Source organism: Peptoniphilus asaccharolyticus DSM 20463, from assembly GCF_900176115.1.
Taxonomy (GTDB): Bacteria; Bacillota; Clostridia; order Tissierellales; family Peptoniphilaceae; genus Peptoniphilus; species Peptoniphilus asaccharolyticus.
In genome coordinates this window covers 195,624-216,879 of sequence record NZ_FWWR01000017.1, presented here as the reverse complement: position 1 = coordinate 216,879, position 21,256 = coordinate 195,624, and the positions used below count along the sequence as shown (strand labels likewise).

Below are 21,256 nucleotides of genomic sequence, written 5' to 3'. Positions count from 1 at the left end.
TTTAAATTTTCATAAAATATACTTTTTTAAAAGGATAGAGAGGAAATTTATGATATATATACTTGCTGGCCCTTCAGGTTCGGGAAAGACAACACAAGCAAACATTTTAAGTAAAAGAGATGATTTCAAAAGAATAATAACTTGTACCACTCGTCCTATGCGAGATGGAGAGGTAGATGGTTTGGACTATTATTTTAAAACAAAAGAAGAGTTCCAATCCCTACTTGAGCAAAAAAAATTAATCGCTGTAACTGAATACTCTGGAAATTTATATGGAGTTCCAAAACAGAGTTTAGAAAAATATATAAATTCAAAAACCGAGCACATTGTAATGGTTTTAGACTTAAACGGTGTCAGAGAATTAAAAGAACTCGGTGCATATTGCATCTGTTTAACATTGGATGCAGAGACTCTAAGAGAGCGTATGATAGAACGTGGTGACAATATGTGTGATGTGATTGCAAGACTTAACGATGGACTTGGACTCGTAAACTACTGCGATTTCTTTATAGACTCCAGAAGACCAATTGAATTCAATTCAAATGAAATAAGTAAATTTATAGAATTAACATGCAAATAGGGTCCTTTAAAGGCCCTATTAAAATTTTATTTCTTCTTTTAATGCAATAATTGCACTCTCTAACATTTGAGTAGTCAACTGATGAGAAGTTGCTTCCCACTTTGTAAATCTCAATTTTTCTTTTTCTGAATACACAACTTTAGCTGCTTCATAAAAACTTTCTTGAGCAATAGGTGAAATTACATCGTCATCTTCTCCGTTATATAATATCATTTCCCTATCTACCAAATTTTCTAAATGCTCCTTAGGATTCATCTGCAACATAAATTCATTTATCCTCATACTCTCGTATGAGACATCTCCTTTAGTTATTGCATCTACCAACCATTTCCAGTCGCACACTCCGTTGAACAACATTGCAACCTTCAAACTCTGCTTAAAGGTGAATAGCCCCGAAGCTGTTATAGCTCCCATAGAGTGACCACCCACAGCTATATTTTCTTCATCCACACCCAAATTTTGAACCATGTATCTATATATCTTAGGAAACTCTTCTATGTTGTGCATTATCACTTCGCAAATTCTATTTCTAAGCACACTTACATCATCATAGTCAAGTTTTCCTCTTTCACCATGGTATCTCGCCTCAGGTAGTATAACTTGGTAACCGTAACTCGCCAAGATATTTGCTCTAAAAATTTGGTTTTTAGCATTTGAGCCCCAACCATGATAAAAAACAATGGTTTTATATGTTTTGAAATCACCCTTTGGTCTGACTACATATATCGGCACTCCTTCAACATCTATAAGGGTTATATCAGTGTAATTGCTTTTTAAAAATTCCATTGTCTTTAAATCCTCCAGTCTATTTCCGGACATCCATTTATTCTTAAAAACTCATTTGTCTTTGAAAATGGTTTAGAACCAAAAAATCCTCTATTGGCAGATAATGGACTTGGATGCGGTGCTTTTAAAATCAAATGATTTGGATTGGTTATAAGTTTCTCTTTTGATTGTGCGTGTCTACCCCACAAAATAAACACCACTGGAGATTCTTTTTTATTTAGTATATCTATTACACTATCAGTGAGTATTTCCCAACCTATTTTAGAGTGGCTCATAGGTGTATGTGCTCTGACAGTCAGTGTCGTGTTTAAAAGCAAGACTCCATTTTCAGCCCACTTCACAAGACTGCCATGGGTTGGCGGCTCATATCCCAAATCAGATTTTAATTCCTTGTAGATATTTACAAGAGACGGTGGGATTTTTTGACCAACTTTAACAGAAAATGAAAGTCCTTCGGCTTGGTTTACATTGTGGTATGGATCTTGACCTAAGATAACACATCTCACATTTTCATAAGGAGTCTTTTTAAAAGCATTGAAAATATCTTCTGCCTTTGGGAAGATTTGAAAATTTTTATATTCCTCAATCAACAACTCCCTAAGATTCTTATAATATGGTTTCTTAAATTGTTCATCTAACAGTTCATCCCAACTATTCCCTATTATTCTACTCATACTCTCTCCTTATGAAAAAATACTCTGTATAAAGCTCCTTCGACTTTCTACGCCTAAAAATCTATTTAATTTATCCTTACTATCGTTTTTACAGAATATTACTAAATTGTCTCCCTTTTCAACTATAGTCTTACCTCTTGGAATAACAGCCATTCCGTCTTTTCTTATTATTCCTCCTACCAACATGCCCGTAGGAACATGCATCTCCATCAAAGTTTTGCCAATCAGAGCTGAATCATCTTTTAATTTAAATTCATATACTTCCGCTTGGTTATTAAATGCCATATAAATCGAAATTCCTCTATCAGATCTAAGTTTTTTTATAATCTGATTAGCTACTACGTCCATAGGTTTTAAAACAGAAGTAAAATTCATCTCATCCACTATTGATTCGTAACTTGTGTCAGATAACTTCACCATAACTTGATTGATTTTGTTTCTGTTGGCAATTGTTCCAAGTATCAAATTCAATTCATCGTTTTCAGTTGTTATTATTGTAGCGTCATAGTTTTTAAAATTCTTAAAGAATTCTCCACCTCTTAGCTTAGCTTTGTGAATGTAGACGTTTGAATATGCCGTTCTGTACTTTCTTATCTTCTCAATATTTTCTTCAACTATGGTTATATCATAGTCTTTAAAAACTTCTGCTATCTGCAAGCTGAATTCATTCACTCCAACCAGCAAGATTTTTCTATTAGGTTTGTATTCTATTCTAAAATGCTTGTTCTTGAAATTTAAAATATCTTTTGCAAGACCCATTATATATAGATAGTCATCTTCGTCTATAACCGTATCTCCGTTTGGAATTATAATATCTCCTCTTCGTGATATACCTACTACCAAAAGAGTTTTTAATTCTCCAATATCTTTTATCTTTTGTCCAACAAAGTTCCTATCCATTTCAACAGAATGGCCAACTACTTCTATTCTTCCCTTTCCAAAAACATCTGACTGATAACTCAAATTTCCCTTTATTATTCTTTCAACTTCAGCAGACATTTCTATTGCCATATTATACATTCTATCCAGTCCGATACTTTGCTTTAAAAAAGTTAACTGCTCGACAGAATCTTTTTGAAAAATAGATGCTATTGTACACTTTGTGCCATTCTTCTTGGCCATTGTAGATAATAAAATATTTGTCTTGTCAGAATTTGTAACCGCCACTACAAAATCATAGGACTCTTTAAACAAATTCATAACGAAATTTCTATCTTCTACATTCCCATAAATCGGATGCACATTGTCCGTCTCCACAATCTCTTTTATGCTATTTATATTTTTATCTACTACAGTAACATCCATTTCAGAAGATATGGCAGACAGAATTTTTAATCCAACATATCCACTTCCAACTAAAAGTACTTTTTCCATTAAAAGTCTCCCCTTATACTTTGTTTTGGCATTATAAGCGCTATTATGGTAAAGAACTCCAATCTACCAAGCAACATGAGTAGCGAGAACATCAGCTTATATCCGCTAGAATAAAATTCAAAAGTTTTGGTTGGCCCTACCATTGCAAATCCCGGGCCGACATTAGAGAGCATAGTCGCAACAGACGAAATAGAAGTCAATATATCCATTCCACTTAAGGTTACTAACAAACTTGCCCCTAAGAAAATTGCCATGTATATTCCCAAAAATGCAAATATGCCCATCACTATCTCTTCGTTTATTATCTTACCATTTATTTTTATAGGTATTACCGCCTTTGGATGTATTACCTTTACAATTTCTCTTTTTATTGTCTTATATAAAATCAATATTCTGATTATTTTAATCCCACCAGCTGTTGACCCTGCGCATGAACCAAAGAAATATAAAATCAACAGTACAAATTTAGACGCAGCGGGCCACATATCAAAATCTGCATTTGCAAAACCAGATGTTGAGGCAATTGATGTAACTTGAAAAATAGCTTTTACAATCACATCTTCAAGAGTTCCAAAACCATTTTGAAATAAATTTATAGTTATTATTAAAATTGCAGTAAAAATTATAAAATAAAAAGCTTTTAGCTCTTCATCTTTATATATGGAGCTAAGTTTCTTTTTGTATAAATAGTAGTGCATTGTAAAATTAGTACCGCATATCATCATAAATACACTCATCACAAGAGGTATGTAGTTGCCTTTGAAGTGTCCTACAGAATCTACTTTAGATGAAAAACCACCTGTTCCAACAACCCCAAAAGTATGTATTATTGAATCAAATGCACTCATACCGCCCAAGAGAAGTAAAACAAATAAGATTAATGTAATTACTAAATATATTGAATACAACCTCTTAGCAGTTTGGCTCATCTTTGGATCTATCTTACCTGCTATTGGCCCGGGAGATTCAGCTTTAAAAATTTGAAATCCACCAACTCCAAGTCTTGGTAATAGAGAAAGTGTGAACACCAAAATACCCATACCGCCAATCCAGTGTGTGGTACTTCTCCAAAGCACTACAGACTTAGGTACTATAGATATATCTCCTATTACACTTGCTCCTGTCGTTGTGAAACCTGAAACTATCTCAAAAAATCCATCTATATACGTTGGAACAGAAGCCGATAGATAAAGTGGCAATGCTCCAAAAAGCGAAACTACAATCCATCCGCATGTAACTATCGCGATTCCATCTTTCGGAGTTATTGTAGATTTTGTATCTATGAAAAAATATGCTGTTATTCCAGCGATTGATAAAACTGTAAGTGTCAATAAAAAAGAATTAAAAGCCCCATCATTTGTAATACCGGAGTATACAGTTGAAGGGAGCATAAAAACCCCCTCAATTAAAACAAGTATTCCCAATATTTTTACAATAAGTCCTCTATTCATATCAGCCACCTCTTCTTTTTAGAAAAGAAAAAGTTTTTAAGATTTCCAACCTGTTTGTTTGTCGCCAAGACAACTATCCTGTCCTCTTCTCTCAAAATGTCTTCTCCCTTTGGAATTATTACATCATTTCCTCTCACTATTGAGGTTATCAATATCCCCTCAGGCAAGCTAATATCTTTTATAGGTCTATCTAAAACAGGTATACCTTTTTTTAGCATTATTTCAGAAAATTCTGTCTCTCCATCACTCATTAAATTTACAGTTATAGAACCTGAACCTCTTATGGTCTTTATTATTTCATTAGCTGTTATATAAGCCGAATTAAATGCAGCATCAACCTCTAACTTATCCAATATTTTCTTATAATTTTGCCTTGAAATCTTCGCCACCGATTTATACATGCCAAATTGTTTTACGGCAAGTGCCATCAACAAATTTGTCTCGTCTATACCAGTTGCGCACACAAAAGCATCATATTCTTTTAACATTTCTTCTTGTAAAACATTAAAATCTGTCCCATCGGCATTTATTATTATACTCTCAGGCAATTTTTCCATTAATTGATAACATCTGCTTTTGGAAATTTCAACTATTGTGGTGTCTATCTTTTCCTTGCTCAATAATCTTCCAAGATAAAGCCCTAACTTCCCTCCGCCAACTATCATAACTTTTTTAAGCGAACGATGTTTATTTATACCAGAATGTTCTTCGTCGAATTTTTCAATTGTGGTACTTGCACCAACAATCATTATTACATCATTACTCTCTAAGATAGTTTCTCCGTTTGGAATTATAGTTCTGCCACTTCTCGAAACAGCCGCTATTAGCATCTTTTTAAAACCGTTTAATTCTTTTATCTTCTTCCCTACAAAAGTCGGATCTTGACCTATATTAAAATCGACTAACTTAACTCTTCCGCCCGCAAACTCATCACTCATCAGCATATATCTTTTAAGTAGATACTTTTCTATTGCGACAGCTGTAGCATAGTCAGGATTTATAATATAATCTATCCCAAGTTCTTCTCTAATCGCTTGAATTTGATTGTTGTACTCAGGATTTCTAACTCTTGCTATCACCTTCTTAACTCCTAATTTCTTAGAGATAATTGACATCAAAACATTTGACTCATCGCTATTCGTAGTCGCCAACAACAAATCATACTTTTCAATTTCAAGTTCTTTTAAAACTTCAAAGTTAAGAGCACTTTCATTTACAGTTAAAACATCCAGTGTATTATTTACGTATTCTATTACAGTTTCGTCCGAATCCAAAATTGTAACATCACAGTTTTCTGATATAAGGGCTTGAGCCAACTTTATTCCAAGTTTCCCAGCACCTGCTATCAATACTTTCATTTAAATTTCCCCTTTAAATATCTTGTCTATCTTTACAAAATTCTTTATTCCCTCTTCGTTTAAAATCTCAGCTACTATATTTTTTACATTAGCTTCGTCTTTTTCAGACCTTACTAAATTTCCATCAACTACAATATCTACCGTCACTTCTTCACCACTTATAGATAAATCGTGAAATGAACAAAATCTTTTGTCATCTCTTATGAGTTCATTTAATTTTTCTATAGTTTCTTTTTCTCTTATAGAATAAGAACCCACCGGATCTAAGTGTATGCTTGCGTGATATCCTTTACTTTCGTATATTTCTCTCTCTATTTTGTCTATTATCCTATGCGCTTGAACAATGCCCATCTTGTCATCTAACTCGACATCCATCCACGCATAGATTTTCTCAGGTCCAAAATCCACTATAACAATATCGTGAACACTTATAATCTCTTTATATGTCATGACAATTTTTTCAACTTCTTTAATTTCTTCAGGATTTGTATTTCCAAGAATTGTGCTTATAGTTTCCTTTATCAAATCATAGCCTTGATATAAAATAAAAAAACTAACTAAAAGTCCAGCCCATCCATCTACCAAGTATCCTGTAAATTTATATACAAAAATCGAAATTATAACTACTCCTGTCACAAACACATCTGAGATAGAATCCTTTGATTGAGCGAGTATAGGATACGAATTTATTCTATTTCCAACTTTTTTATAAAGTACACTCATCAAAAATTTTACAATGCATGATACAAACATTATAGCCACACTCAAACTTGTGTAGCTAACTTCTGAAGGATGTATAATCTTTCCTACCGATGCTCTAATAAACTCAAAACCTGCAAATAAAACCAATGCTGATACCACTAAACCGGCAATGTATTCCATCCTTCCATGTCCATAAGGATGCTCTGAATCAGCCGGCATATTTGATATCTTTGCACCAATTAGTGTTATTAATGAAGACATTGAGTCTGTTAAATTGTTTATTGCATCTGCCAACACAGAAACCGAACCAGTGCCAAAATATACAAACACCTTTAGCGTAACTAAAAATAAGTTTGATATTATTCCTACTGTAGCAGTTCTAAATGTCGTTTTTTCTCTATTATTCTCTATAATTATCTTTTCTATTTCAATGCCCCCTATTTTTAAAGCTATTATACAATAGATAACTTTTTAATTAAAGCTTTCTAAGTAAAAGTTAGATTGAAGTTACAATCCCTCTAATGTAAAATTAATATAGAATTTATGTTTAATTAAATATGAATTCTAGATTTTAAATCAAAGGTGATAAAATGACAAGTCTTGTTATAAAATGTGACCATTCAATAATTGATGATTTTAAATACGAAGTTTTTCAAGAAGATAAATTAATATACGAAGGTCATGTAGATTTGTATTCTCTCATTGTAAATCTGGTTAAGGGAGAGGGGATTTATTCTTCTAAAATAAGAGTGTTTAATGAAAATAAAAAACAACAACTGGTTATCTATAAACATATTAAAAATATAATAAACGATACTTTGTTCACTATTAAATCAAAAAATAATTCAATTATAGTCAGAGAGGGTAAAAACTTTAGAGTACCTGATTTATATTTCAGGACTCCTCTTGGGAAGATTACGCTTTGGGGAGAAGTCAAATCTCAATCCTATTCTGCGCTATTAAAAGGTATAGAGATTGCTTCCATTAAGGGAAACTTAGTTCGCTCTAAAAAAGAATACACTTTAATCTTTGATGAAGAATATTCAGACCTGACAATGTTTTTCTTATCAAGCGTATTTATGCTAGACTCCATGTATCACGATTATTAAGAAAATAATAAAAAGAAGAAAAGGATAATTATGAAAGAAAATTTAGAACTAAATAAACACACAACAGAAAGCTATTCAACTTACAATAAAAATCAAACTAACTTAGCACTCATAGTATTTGGCGGAATTTTGTTATACTTTTTCTTTTTGAAATTCACATCAGTTCAACTGATTTTCAGTAAAGTAGTATCAATTTTATTTCCATTTTTATTGGGTGGTGCAATAGCTTTTGTACTTAAAATACCAATGAACTTTTTCGAAAAATTAATTTTGAAAAAAACTAATTCAAAATTTTTGAAAAAAGCTGCAAGAGGTATTTCTTTATGCATTACTTTGTTATTGGTCATATCAATTGTAACATTTATGATGGCTATGGTAATTCCTCAGTTGGTTACCTCTTTACAATCTTTAGAAAAGCAAATGCCACTTTTCTTTAAAAGACTTATCGAACTCTTAAAAGGCTTTCCAAAACTAGAACCATTAGCAAAAAAAGTTCAACATTTTTATAATTCACTGAGTTTAAATTATTTATTTGAGCAAATTAAACACTTCTTTTTAAAAGATGATTTGAGCTTTGATGCAAATGCTGTTCAAACAGCCTCAGGAATTGCCAACAAAATTTTTTCCGGCTTTGCCAATGGTCTATTAGCTTTTGTATTTAGCATTTATGTTTTATTAGACAAAGATAATTTAGGCAGACAAACTAAGCGAATGTTATACTCAGTAGGCGGAACTAAAATCGGTGGTTTTATAATCCACGTTGGAAATCTAATTGATTTCTACTTCTTTAATTTTGTAAAAGGACAATTGCTGGATGCAGTTATAATAGGTGTGATGACTTTTGCATCGATGTTGGTTTTGAGAATGCCTTATGCACCTATGATATCCGTTCTTGTAGGATTTTCCGACTTAATTCCAATTGTAGGGCCACTTATCGGAGCTGCCATAGGTTTTATATTTATTCTTATAGACTCTCCGATGCAAGCAGTATTTTTCTTGGTATTGATGATTGTACTTCAACAAATACAAGGTAATATAATTTATCCAAAAATTGTTGGAGACAAACTTGGCATACCTGCCATGTGGTCTCTATTTGCTACCATAGTGGGTGGTGCTATTGGTGGTATTGTTGGAATGTGGATTTTCATTCCTCTTGTAGCTGTAATCTACACACTACTTGGAGAATATACCAACTACAGACTAAACAAATTGAATATGAATTCAAAACTAAAAGAAAATACACCAACATGATGTATCACAGAATAGAAAGTAAAATAAATTTCGACTTATCCCAATCGGATAAGTCTTTTAAATTAATTAAGGAGAACTTAAAATGAAAAAATATTTATTAATTAGTTTGCTGTTGGCTCTTATAGTCGGCTGTTCAAAACAAACTACACCTACTTATTCTAATTTAATAGATGAAAAATCAATCGACACTATTTCAAATAAACTTATTGAAAATGGAATATCTGCTGAACAAGTTGACACTTTTAAGAGTCAGATTTCAAAATTCTACGACTCTGTTGGCACAGAAAAAATGGTCGCGGACTTCACTCAACTGAAGGAACCAGAATATGACCCTTATGTTTTGCAAGATAATTGGAATGCGAAAAATGATTACATTGGCTACAACTGTAGAATAACATCATTTACTCTATATAAAAATTTATTTAATGGAAATGGATTTGATGAAAATTCTTTAGACTTTCTTATATTCGACCACGAAACATTAAAACATGATAAATTCTCAGAAGAAGATATGGCTAAGTTCAACACACTATATCAAAGTTTTAAAACTCAAAACACAAAGGATATAGAAGTCCACAAAGCTACAATTGCTGAGAACTATAAAAAATTTGATTTTAAATTTAAAGATTCAAATGTGAAATTGGTTTGCGTATACATTCACGACCAATCTATGAATCCAAATAAAAATAATTTATTTGTAGGCCATACAGGAATACTCATTGAAGAAAAAGATAGTTTGACTTTTATCGAAAAATTATCTTTTTCTGAACCATATCAAGTTGTTAGATTCTCAAATTTAACCCAACTCAAAGATTATTTACTTAATAAATATGATTTTTCTGAAGGTCAACCCGAATCACAACCGATAATCACTTTAAACGATACCTTTTTAAATTAACTTACACCGAGTTCCGAATTGGCGGGGCTCTTTTTTTCACATAAATTTTCAAACTAAAAAAGACCCCTAAAGGCTCGTTTAATTAGGGATTTTAGAAAAACTGATTTAAAGAGTCTTTAGGTGGCAAGAGAAAAGATTAAGAACAGAGATGTTCTTAGCCTTTTTAATTTGATTAATTGTATAATAATAGATTTCCATTGTCTTGACTTATCTTTAATAGTACGGGAATATGTGTATATCAAAAAGGGAGAATTGTGTATGAAACAAGAAATTTTGGAAAGAATAGAAACAGAAGTTAATGCTTGTAAAAGATACGCAGAAAACTCAGTTAAAAAAGGAAAAGTTGGATCAGCCATTAACTTTTTAGATATAGCTGTAACAGCAAAAAAAATGTGCCGATAGGCTTCATGTAAGCAAATAAGCAATTAAGCATTTAATACTTTCAAATTTCAATTTGTTTAGAAAGAGAATTATGTTTGCTTGTAAGTAGTGATTAGAAAAATGGAAAAATTTTGCAAAACCCCTAGGGGTTTTGTTTGCCATACTTATTTTTGGTTGTTTTTTGTTATTTTAGTTTTGATGTCTTAATTTGCGTCTATGTGCCCATTTTTACATAAAGAAAGAGACTCGAGTTAACGAACCTCTCCAACATTTGACATAGAGCCATAAAAAAACAACAAAACCCAGGAAGTTTTCCTGGGTTTGTCTTCACTCTGAGACGAAGTTTATAACCTCGTCTTTTTATCATAAATATTTTATTTTATGATTCTTATCCATTGTTCTACTTCATTACCTTTATCAACTTTAACTTGATGAGTATAAGCTGCGTCAATTATATCATAGTAAGCCCAATGACTTTCTTTTAAATCTTTAAAGCCTTCAACTTTTACATCCTTTAAACTATTTGCAGTTGTTTTTCTTCCGTACAAATTATTTAAAATTGTAACAATTTCTGCTCTTGTTATCTTTCCATCTGGTTTGAACTTACCATTTGGATAACCTTTAATTCTTCCATTTCCAAAAGCTTGATTTATTGCAGCTTCATATTTATGACCAATTATATCTTTAAATGGTGCTTTAGCATCGTTCTTTTTATCAATATAAGAAATCATTTTTGCAAACTCTGCTCTTGTCATAGCCTCATTTGGTCTAAAATTTTCTCCAATTTTTTCTTCAATCATGCCTTTGTTGTAAAGCGCATTAAGATATGGTAAATACCAGTTTTCTTTAGTGTCTTTAAATATATTATTTGACATATCATTTAATGCTAACCCTTCAAGTCTTGCAAGCATAACAACAGCTTCTGCTCTTGTAATACTCTTGTCCGCTTTAAATGTGTTGTCTGAATATCCAACAATATAGCTATTTACAATTTTAGTTTCTACTTTTTTATCATTTTTAGTAGTGTTTGTAGAATCATTGAAAATTCTAAAGAATGGATTGTATCCAAAATATCCATCTGAAGGTTCTTCAGGTTCTGAAGGTTCTGAAGGTTCTTCAGGTTTTACAAGATGATATATATTTTCTATTTCTTTTAATCCCTCATCTATAACCTTTATAACATCTTCCGGCTTAGTTGCTTCTTCTATTTTCTTTAGAATATCATCAACTGTATCTTGAACTTTCTTCTCTAACTCTTTCTTAGTATTGTCATTAATATATGGGCTATTAGCTATTTCAGATTTTTCTTCATCCGCTTTTTCTTTTATACGATCTTTAGCAGGATCTTTTAAATCTTCTACTAGAGGAAGCTCTGGAAGCACTAATATTTCAGGGTCTGTTCCATTTTTGTCCACCATAACTAGCTTATGACCAGGTACTTGATCAATAGAGTTATCAGTATAGGTAATTATAACTGTTCCATCTCCCAATACTTCTATCGTTGCTCCAGTAAGTTTTCCTTCATTAGCTTTCTTAATAGCCTCTTCAACCTTCGCCTTTTCTTCAAGTGTCAATGAAACTATATTGTTAACTCTTATACGATTTTCCGGTATTACAATATCAGTATTATCCGCAATAGTTGGATTAGGTTTTTGGTTAATATTTTGATCTTGTTCAACTAAATTATTCTTATCAATTGATTTTGTTGAGCCATCATCAAAGATTATATTAGCATTTCCGTCATTATCCACTTCAACCTTTACAGTATCATCTAAATTATTATTCTTATCACGGATGTTCTTTTCAACTTCTTTCTTTTCTTCATCAGAAAGTCTATTTGAATCCTTTACAACAACTTTTTTGTCAGGATTTTCTATATTAGCTTGATCTGCTTTTGATACAAATTTTTCTACTAACTCTGTAGAAGGGATTGTATTTTCGCTTCCATCTTCATACTTTAATGTCGCATTTCCAGTTTTAGAAACAATTACATCAATAGCTTTTTCATTTTCTTTTCTGATTTTTGAAGTAACTTCAGCTATTTCGTCATCATTTAGATTGTTAAGGTCTAAAACTTTTGTCTTTTCCTTTGGTATAACAGCAGGATTTTGACTTGCTATAGAATCAGGCTTTTTATTAGGATCTTTAGCTTCCACTAAATCTTTGCCTGGTATCACATTTTCTGACTTATCTTCATATACTAATGTTGTTGTACCATCTGCTCCGACAATGATATCCTTAGCATTAGGATTTTCCTTTTTAACCGCATCCTTAACAACATCTTTTTCTTCTTGAGTCAACTTAGTTGTATCCTCAACCTTAACCTTATCCGCTGGTTTATTAGCTGGATTCTTGTTTGCTAAAGTTTCTTCTTGAGCCTTAAGTTCAACTAATTTGTCAGCTGGTATTGAAGTAATTGAATCGTCAGAATAAATCACCTTAGCAGAACCATCATTATTTACAACAATTCTAGTTCCTTGTGGAAGATCTTTATTTGCATCCGCAAGTTTTTGTCTGATTTCTTCACGCTCATCTTCACTTATCTTGTTTTTGTTAACAACTTTAGTCTTTTCAGCAGGTATATTTATTTTTGTTTTTGATGCAATAGTTCCAGTGATTGAATCACTTTCAACTAATTTTTTACCTTCAATTGTCTTTGTTGAAGCATCTGGGAATGTTATAACAGCCGTTCCATCACCTTTGATATCAATATTTGTTCCTGTCTCAAAATTATTAGCATCCTCAAGAGCTTTTTTAACTTTTGCTTTTTCAGAGTCATCAAGCTTACTTGCATCTTTAACTTTTACCTTAGTAGTTGGAATATTAACTTCTTTTTCCAAAGCATTTGATTGTTCGACAACTTTATCTCCAGGAATTTTTGGTTTCTTATCCCTTTCATCCTTTCCATCTTTGCTTGTTATCTTAACACTTCCATCATCTCCAACTTCAATGTTATGAGAATCATCTGTTATATCTGGATTCTTTTCCTTGATCTTATCTTTAACTTTTTCTTTTTCTTCTTTAGTTAAATTCTTGTCATCATTAACTTTTACCTTGTCATCACTGTCAGGAAGATTATATCCATACTTATCTTTAGCCTTTTGTTCAACTTCAACAAAAATTGTTCTAGAGAATCCATCATCATAATCTAATTTAACTTTAACAACAGATTTTCCACCTAAATCCATAATTTTACCATCATTTTGAAGTGTTATTTTTACATTTGCTTCTTGAGGTTTTATGCTATTAGCTACTTTAGTAGAATCTCCAGGACTTAAAGCTTCTCCAACCTTATCAGAACCATCAATTTGAATAGGATTCTTTGTTTCTAATACATCCTTTTCTTTTTCAATCTTTATAGTTAAAGTTTTCTTTGTTAAATTATCCATGTCGTCTTTAGCGCTTACTGTGACAGTAATATCACCTATTTTAGCATTTTCTGGAATTCTCTTATATTTTTCTGAATCCTTTATAACTATTTTTTTGCTAGTTTGGTTATATTCCATATAGTCAGGAAGTCCCTCTACTGTAATTTTATCGCCTGCTAATTCAGCTCCATCATCTGTAGCTTCTATTTCTATGCCGGCAAACTTTTCGTACTTGGCTATGCTTACTTTATCATCAGTAACGCCCTTAAAGTTTATAATTGGCACAGAATTATCTTGTACTATAGGAACTGTTATTTTAGATTGTGAGAAATCCTTATAAGTGATCCTTACATCAATTACATTCTTATCTCCATCTTTTCTTACTGTTACGCCACGTTCTATTGACGCTTGGCCTCCGTTTAAATTTTCATTTGTTAGCGAATTTAATACCAAAGTTTCATCTTGTGCAGCTAATTCTTCTCCAACTTTGATTTCACCCTTAATTTTTACTGGTTTTATAGGACTTTTTGCTCTGGCTTTTGTTAAATTAAAAGATACCTCTTGACTGTCATTGTAATTATCAGCCTTAGCCTGCACTTTTACAGTTGACGTTTCCTTCGTAAGTTCATGTGATAATGTAATCTTTCCATCTTTCTCTGTAACGCCTTTAATTAAACCGTTCCAATCTTCTCCTGCTTTTGTAAGAGTTACACTTTGCTCCATGCCAGCATTATCCGTATATTTTATTAAAAGGCTTGTCGCATTTGGACCAGGTGTAATCTCTAAATCACTATTAAGCTTTTCTACTGCTGTTGGATCTCCTAAAGTTGTTTTTGAGACATTAAATATAACCTTTACTTCTGCCGTTGAATCATCAGGATATTTAACAAGAACCGTTTTTTCTATCTTATCTCCATCTTTATCAAGAGTAATGTCATCCTCTTCTTTTCCATTTTCCAACCACTTAAATGTTGTTCCTTGTGGGAAGTTTGTAGTTTCACTTACAAATACATAGTCGCTAGCATTTCCAGTACTATCTCCGGTGTTTTTAGTAAATTTATTTTCCTTTGGTTTTGCCGGGTACTTATCTTTTTGACTTTGCACTGTTATTTTAATAGATTCTTCTTTTGTATTTCCAGCTTTATCCTTTGCTTTTACTTTAATAGTAAAAGTACTTGCAGTCTTAGGAATTTGTGTAATTCCTGTCTTAAAGATAAATTTATTTTGTTGTTTATTAAATTCTAAATAGTCTGGAACTCCTTCGAATTCTAAATCTCCGTCAAGTCCACTTTCGTTATCCTTGGCAGTGATTCGAATTGTTGGGAATCTATCATCTAGCTTTGTAACTGTAGTTGACCCCTTTACTATTTCTATAGTTGGTTCTTTTGCATCCTTTTTGACTGGAACTTTTATTTCTTTCTTATCTCTTCCAACTACAATCTCAACTACAGCCTTCTTAACCCCACCTTCATCTACAACTGCCTTATGATTAATTGTAGCACCAGTAGGTATATCTTTGATTTTATCTTCTATTTTCTTTTGATCATCTGTATCTGTTATAACAGTTCCTACTGTAGGTTCTGTCTTAATATAAACTGCTTTGTCATCCTTTAACTCTAAATCAAATATACCATCTAATTTATTTTGAGCCTCTTGTAATTCATCTACCGCTCTGTCTATTGCATCTTGTTTTGCAGCTTGATCATCTTTTAATTGTTTAGCTTTTTCTAGTTTTTTATCAAAGTCTTTTTTCAAGGTATCAGTTGCATTTGTGTATTTTGATGTTCCTTTAACCTTTTCGGCTTCTTCTATAGCCTTTTCTAACTCTGTCTTTGATGTTGTTACATCTGCATTAGCTCCAAGATCTGCAATTGCTTTTTTAAGATTTTCTATTAGCTTATCTACTTGAGGTCCACTTGCTGAGTTACCATTTTCTTTGTCTGTTACCTTCTTTGCGTCCTCTAAAGCTTTTTCGAAAGCATCTTTCTTAGTTTGATCTGTTGTTTTATTTTTCGCATTTTGTACATCAGCGCCATTCGCTTTTTCAACTAATTTTTGAAGAGTTTCCATCTTAGTGTCAGTCTTAGTTGCTTCTGCTACAATATCATCAATTTGAGTAGGAGCTACATTGTCAATTTGGCTCTTGAATTCTTCTTTTTGTTTATTATTTAAATGTGTCAGAGCATCAATCTTATCCTTGCCATCTTTTCTCTTTGCATCCGCCTTTGCAAAATCTAAGATAGAATCCATTTCATCCTTTGATTTTGCTTCATCTATCATATCTTGATATTCTTTTTTCTTAGCTTCATCAAGCCCTGGTATATTTTCGATTTCTTTTTTATATTTATCTTTTAGAGCATTAGCCTCAGCCTTATCTTTTTCAGCTTTCTTATTAGCATCCTTTGCTTGAATATCTGCCAATGCTTTTTCAACATCTTCTACTGTAGTAGCTGTCGTTACTTTAGTTTTAGCATTATCTTTTTCAGTTTCATCAACTTCTTTTAATTTATTTATTGTTTCAATTGCTTTTTCTTTAGCTTTTTCAAGGTTTTTGGCTTTAGCATCATCTACTACTTTATTTATAGCTTGTTCATCTTTTGCTTCATCTATTTTTTTCTTGAAGTTATTCTTTTCATCTTCTGTCAGATATTTATTCTTATTGATTTCGTCTTTAGCCTTATTTTTAGCATCTTGAAGTTTTTCTTTATTCTCTTCATTCTTCTTTAAAATCTCATTAGCTAATTTATCAAGGTCTTCAGCAGTTTTATTTGGATCATCAATTTGCTTTTTAAAGTCTTCTTTTTCTTTATTTGTCAAATTATCAGAAGAATTAAGTGCATCTTCTGCTCTTTTTTTAGCTTCTTCCTTAGCCTTTTTTTCAGCCTCTTTCTTTTTATTTTCGTTAGATTCTTCTCTAGCTTTTTCAACTATTTTATTGATGCTTTCTTCATCTTTGGCTTCGTTAATATGATTTTTAAAGTCTTCTTTTTCTTGCTGACGAATTGTCAAATCAAATGCAACACCTATGGTAAGAGACCAAAAAGTTCTTCTTTAGGTGTTTTATATTTTATACATTTTCTAGGTCTATTATTCATTAAACTTAAGTTATAATTTAATTCATCAATATTCACTTCTGATAAATCCATACCCTTAGGATAAAACTCCCTCAAAAGTCCGTTACTATTTTCATTTGTACCTTTTTGCCATGCACAATAGGGATCACAAAAATAAGTTTTGCATCCTAATTCTTTTTCTATTTTCTCAAATTCTGAAAATTCTTTACCTCTATCAAAGGTTATTGTTTTTACTAATTCTTTTGGATAATCTTTTAATGCATTTATTATTGCTGGTGTTACGCTTTCCGACTTTCTATTTTCAACTAGGATTGCTATATAATATCTAGATTTTCTTTCTGCTAAAGTTACGAAACAACATCTACTTTTCCTTTTATGATCTAATCTGCCTGATTCCACTGTATCTGCTTCCCAGTGGCCTAATTCTTGCCTTCTGTATATCTCTTTAGGTCTTTTCTTAATTGTTCTACCTTTATCATTGAATTTTCCTCTTTTTTCTGCTGGCCTTTTAAATTTAGCTTTTCTTCTCAAATTTTTCATACTAGTTTTTGGCAGCTTTTTGGCGTGTATCATTCTATATATCGTTGATGTAGATGGTAATTCATGAATCTCATTTGTGTTTCTATTTGATATTTGTTCAGGGGACCAATGTTCGTTAATCTTTACAGTTAAATAATCAATAACATCTTTAGAAAATTTACTTTTTCTATGGCAGTCTTTTCTTCTATCAATATATTTATCATTTGCCTTTATCGGAAAGTACTTAGTGTAACTTCCCCTACTAACTTTTATCTTAGATGAATTTCTTTTAATTTCTCTAGATATTGTACTAGGTGACCTTTTAAGTGCTTGTGCAATTTTCCTTATACTCATTCCTAAATTTAAAAATTGGTAAATACAAGATCTTTCTTCTATGGTAAGATGGTTATAGCTCATAGTTAATCACTCCTTTTAATATGTTTTGTTTGGTCACTTACATATTAACACAGCTGATTAGCTATGAGTTTATTTATGTTGCACTTGTTATGATAAATTATCTGCTTAATTAATCCATCTAAACCTTCTATAGTCTTTTTAGCTTCATCTTTTACCTTTTGTAAAAGAGCTTCCGCATCTTTTTTCGCTTTTTCTTCAGCATCTTTCTTTCTAGCTTCATCTAAATTTTTTCTAACTTCATCAGTGTTTTTAGACTTATTGATTTTATCCTCAAAATTCTTCTTATCAGGTTCTGATAAGTTCTTTAATTTTTCAAGCTCTTCAAGTGCCTCTTTCTTTGCTTTTTCAAGTTCTTCTTTTTGCTTGCCTTCTTGAGCTTTTTTATTAGCCTCTTCAATAGCTTTGTCTATATCATCTTTAGTTAAACTTCCGTCATTCTTTTTCTTTTCGATCTCATCTTTTATCTTCTTGGCGTCGTCTTCTGATAGACCTTTTTTCTTTAAATCATCAAGAATTTTATTAAGATCTTCTACTGCTTTATCTTTATCAAAAGCACCAGCATTAGAAACGAAAAGGTCCGATTTATTTAGTTGGAATAACTGTTCTGTTCCGTATTTTTTAAAACCTTTAACCTCTATATACTCCGCATTGTGTGATATAGACTCTACTCCGTTAACACCAAATCCTTTTGATAGATTTAAATTTTGAGTACCCGCTTTAGGTGTAAGCTTAATATCTGTTTCTTTATTTAGTGCCCAACCTTGCCCTTGTGCTGCAATAGCTTTGCCACCGCCAATTACCATGAATTGAGACTTCTTTTCTTCTTCAAACTTTGATTTTTTACCATCCCAGTCATAGTTATCAAAGACAAAACGTCTAGCCGCATCTGCATAGTCAGCGTCTCTTATACTATTCATGTCTTTGACTAATATTTTAGTTAAGAAATATTTATAACCATTACTTTCTTTTGTTTCAGTGGTAATATTTCCAGCCTTACCATTTTCATATACAAGGTTTACTCCTGGAATTACATCTTTAGATTCATCTATATAAGTGAAAGTTGCAGTACCATCTTTTTCAATACTGATTCCATTTTTTCCATCTTTTATTTTATCTTGAATACCTTGATTTGCATCCCAAAGTGCATCCTTTAGTTGAGTTTTTTCGTCTTCTTTTAAATCTTTTGGATTATCTGAACCTCTACGTGGAGGTAACTTAGGCTCTACTTGTTCACTTATTTTAGGAATTTGATAAACTAAAGATGTTCCTGGAATTTTATTACTGCTTCCATCACCATAATCTATAGTAGCATTACCTTGTAGATCAACTTTTATAGCATCCTCAGTCAATCCAAAACCTGTAAGTTTCTCTTTATTAATATTCCAAAGTGCATCCCTTACAGTTTTCTGTTCATCTTGAGTTAAGGAGTTTTTGTTCTTTACTCCTGTTTGTACCGGAATAAGAGGAGTATGTTTACTAGCTAGTGTAATATATTGGGAAACAAGTTTGCTACCTTCGATTTCAGACTTACTTCCATCTTTATATTTAATTGTAGCTGTTCCATCTTTTCCTATCTCAATCTTATCCTTGCTTTCAAGTCCTTCTATAAATGTAGGATTTTTTTCATTTGCTTTCCAGATAGCATCTTTTATTTTTTCTTTTTCTTCTGGTTTTACATCATTAACATCTTTTACTTGAGTTTTTTGAGGAATATTTAAAGATATTCTTGTGCTATATGACTCACTCTTACCAAACATAAGATTTCCAGGTATAGTTTTCTTGCTGTAATCAGAATAATCAATAGTAACATCTCCATTATCAGCTACAGTTATACTATCCTTACTTTGATTCGTTACATCAAAACGCACACCCTCATTATTATTCCATATAAAGTCGCGAATTCTGTTTTTTTCTTCTTGTCCGATCTTTTGAGGATTTGGTACAAGTTTCTTGTCAGGAATTTTAACTTTATTCTTTTCTGCCATAGTTATTAAGTGTGGCGTCGCTACTTTTTCTAGAACAGCATGTCTCATATTCCCCATTTGAGTAAATACACCAGCACCAAAATATAAAGAACTTAACTTATAACCTGGTTTTAATTCTGTCTTTACCTCTATTGTAACTGTAGGTGAACTTGCAGACTCCCAGTCAATATATATTGAACGAGAGTTTTCTCTAAGTTCTCTTGCAAATTCAACTGTATTCCCAGAATTGTCATACCATCCGCCCTCTTGGTCATCAAGCATTCTGTTAAATTGCCAATTTAAAGAACCTAAGTAAGACCTTGAAGTTTCTTTTGTCCTATCATTATATCTTTCCCATTTATCTGAATGTCCCCCATTAAATGAATCAGAATCACTTTTATTTTGATAACGACTTGCTACGAATCTTGATTGTGTTTCCCATTCATACCAGTTCTTTAATACCTGTGTATTATTGGTATTCTTATTAGTCATCTTAATTTCTATAGGTTCAGTTACCCCCTTAGGCAGTGAAAACCAATAGAAAGGACGACCTCTAAAAGAAGCACCTACCTCGTTAAAAGTATATTTTATTGTAACTTCTCTTTTTGTCATGGAATAAGCATTATTTCCTTTTTCATCTTTTGGAAAAGTAATTTCCATTTTTACATGCTTTGCAACTTGTTCATTTTCAGGATTTCCATAATTGGAATAAAGCATCCTTGTGCCCTTTGGATCATTTAAAGTCTGATAAATTCCTCCTGCATATACGGTATTAGTTATCATCGGGAATATTAATGATGATGCCAGCAAAATACATGGAGCAGACAATTTGTTTTTTTGTTTGTGGGGTTTAAAATTGTTTTTATCTTCTTTCATTCTACATCTCCTTATTTTAATTTACACAAAAATACTACATTATAAAATACTACCTAAACTAAATTTAAATGCTAAATCAAAATATGATTTTTATATTACACATAAAGCATTCAAAGCTTTTCAAATGATATAAATTAACATCTATCACTCTAACGTTTCATTCATCGAATTAACTTCACAAGTATAGATAAATATTTATGAATTTATTTTTTCAATACCCCCCCCACTATATGTGAGTAATTCAATGTTTTTCAGCTTTTAGGATATTCTTTTATATAGTACTTTATTAATAGATTTATTATTTTTATATCATATTTATTAGAAATTTACAATGTTTTTTGTTTCATACACAACTCTCCCTTTTTGATATACACATATTCCCGTACTATGAAAGATAAGTCAAGATAATGGAAATCTATTATTATACAATTAATCAAATTAAAAAGGCTAAGAACATCTCTGTTCTTAACCTTT

The 21,256-nt window shown here is 31.7% G+C and carries 14 protein-coding genes; 5 read left to right on the top strand and 9 right to left on the bottom strand.

The features are described from left to right. Positions 1-49: 49 nt before the first annotated feature. A complete protein-coding gene (locus B8869_RS10950) occupies positions 50-580 on the top strand; it encodes a guanylate kinase (protein WP_084231639.1) in 531 nt (176 codons plus the stop codon). Between the two features lie 18 nt (positions 581-598). On the opposite strand, the gene B8869_RS10945 is transcribed toward B8869_RS10950, so the two are convergent. The 6 genes from B8869_RS10945 to B8869_RS10920 are packed head-to-tail and all read right to left on the bottom strand — an operon-like array spanning position 599 to position 7,336. After that, on the bottom strand, positions 599-1,366 hold the full coding sequence (locus B8869_RS10945) for an alpha/beta hydrolase family protein (protein ID WP_084231638.1): 768 nt from the start codon (positions 1,364-1,366) through the stop codon (positions 599-601). A 5-nt stretch (positions 1,367-1,371) separates the two neighbouring features. After that, entirely contained in the window at positions 1,372-2,040 is a 669-nt protein-coding gene (locus B8869_RS10940; RefSeq protein ID WP_084231637.1) for a uracil-DNA glycosylase, read from the bottom strand. Between the two features lie 9 nt (positions 2,041-2,049). After that, a complete protein-coding gene (locus B8869_RS10935) occupies positions 2,050-3,414 on the bottom strand; it encodes a TrkA C-terminal domain-containing protein (protein WP_084231636.1) in 1,365 nt (454 codons plus the stop codon). Further along, complete coding sequence (locus B8869_RS10930; protein ID WP_084231635.1) at positions 3,414-4,865, bottom strand: TrkH family potassium uptake protein; 1,452 nt, start codon at positions 4,863-4,865, stop codon at positions 3,414-3,416. Before B8869_RS10930 ends, B8869_RS10935 begins: the two co-directional genes overlap by 1 nt. After that, positions 4,862-6,223 carry a Trk system potassium transporter TrkA gene (gene trkA / locus B8869_RS10925; RefSeq protein WP_084231634.1) on the bottom strand — a complete coding sequence of 454 codons (1,362 nt, stop codon included), beginning with the start codon at positions 6,221-6,223 and terminating at the stop codon, positions 4,862-4,864. The genes B8869_RS10930 and trkA overlap by 4 nt, the downstream gene beginning before the upstream one ends. Further along, on the bottom strand, positions 6,224-7,336 hold the full coding sequence (locus B8869_RS10920; RefSeq protein ID WP_084231633.1) for a cation diffusion facilitator family transporter: 1,113 nt from the start codon (positions 7,334-7,336) through the stop codon (positions 6,224-6,226). Positions 7,337-7,515: 179 nt separating this feature from the next. Here B8869_RS10920 and B8869_RS10915 point away from each other — a divergent pair, with 179 nt between their 5' ends. The 4 genes from B8869_RS10915 to B8869_RS10900 all read left to right on the top strand — a co-directional run bounded on the left by B8869_RS10915 (position 7,516) and on the right by B8869_RS10900 (position 10,585). Continuing rightward, the gene (locus tag B8869_RS10915; RefSeq protein ID WP_084231632.1) at positions 7,516-8,034 is read left to right on the top strand and encodes a hypothetical protein; all 519 of its coding nucleotides are present in this window, start codon (positions 7,516-7,518) and stop codon (positions 8,032-8,034) included. A 30-nt stretch (positions 8,035-8,064) separates the two neighbouring features. Continuing rightward, the gene (locus B8869_RS10910; protein WP_084231631.1) at positions 8,065-9,285 is read left to right on the top strand and encodes an AI-2E family transporter; all 1,221 of its coding nucleotides are present in this window, start codon (positions 8,065-8,067) and stop codon (positions 9,283-9,285) included. An 82-nt stretch (positions 9,286-9,367) separates the two neighbouring features. Beyond that, positions 9,368-10,183: a DUF4300 family protein gene (locus tag B8869_RS10905; RefSeq protein ID WP_084231630.1), complete on the top strand. Its 816-nt coding sequence runs from the start codon at positions 9,368-9,370 to the stop codon at positions 10,181-10,183. Positions 10,184-10,441: 258 nt separating this feature from the next. After that, a complete protein-coding gene (locus B8869_RS10900; RefSeq protein ID WP_200806010.1) occupies positions 10,442-10,585 on the top strand; it encodes a hypothetical protein in 144 nt (47 codons plus the stop codon). 353 nt (positions 10,586-10,938) lie between these two features. Here the strand turns inward: B8869_RS10900 and B8869_RS10895 are convergent, their stop codons facing one another. The 3 genes from B8869_RS10895 to B8869_RS10885 are packed head-to-tail and all read right to left on the bottom strand — an operon-like array spanning position 10,939 to position 20,782. Further along, the gene (locus B8869_RS10895) at positions 10,939-16,941 is read right to left on the bottom strand and encodes an S-layer homology domain-containing protein (protein WP_084231629.1); all 6,003 of its coding nucleotides are present in this window, start codon (positions 16,939-16,941) and stop codon (positions 10,939-10,941) included. 14 nt (positions 16,942-16,955) lie between these two features. Beyond that, positions 16,956-17,942, bottom strand: coding sequence for an IS30 family transposase (locus B8869_RS10890; RefSeq protein WP_084229742.1), 987 nt, complete (start codon positions 17,940-17,942; stop codon positions 16,956-16,958). A 44-nt stretch (positions 17,943-17,986) separates the two neighbouring features. Next, the gene (locus B8869_RS10885) at positions 17,987-20,782 is read right to left on the bottom strand and encodes a GA module-containing protein (RefSeq protein ID WP_084231628.1); all 2,796 of its coding nucleotides are present in this window, start codon (positions 20,780-20,782) and stop codon (positions 17,987-17,989) included. Positions 20,783-21,256: the final 474 nt, after the last annotated feature.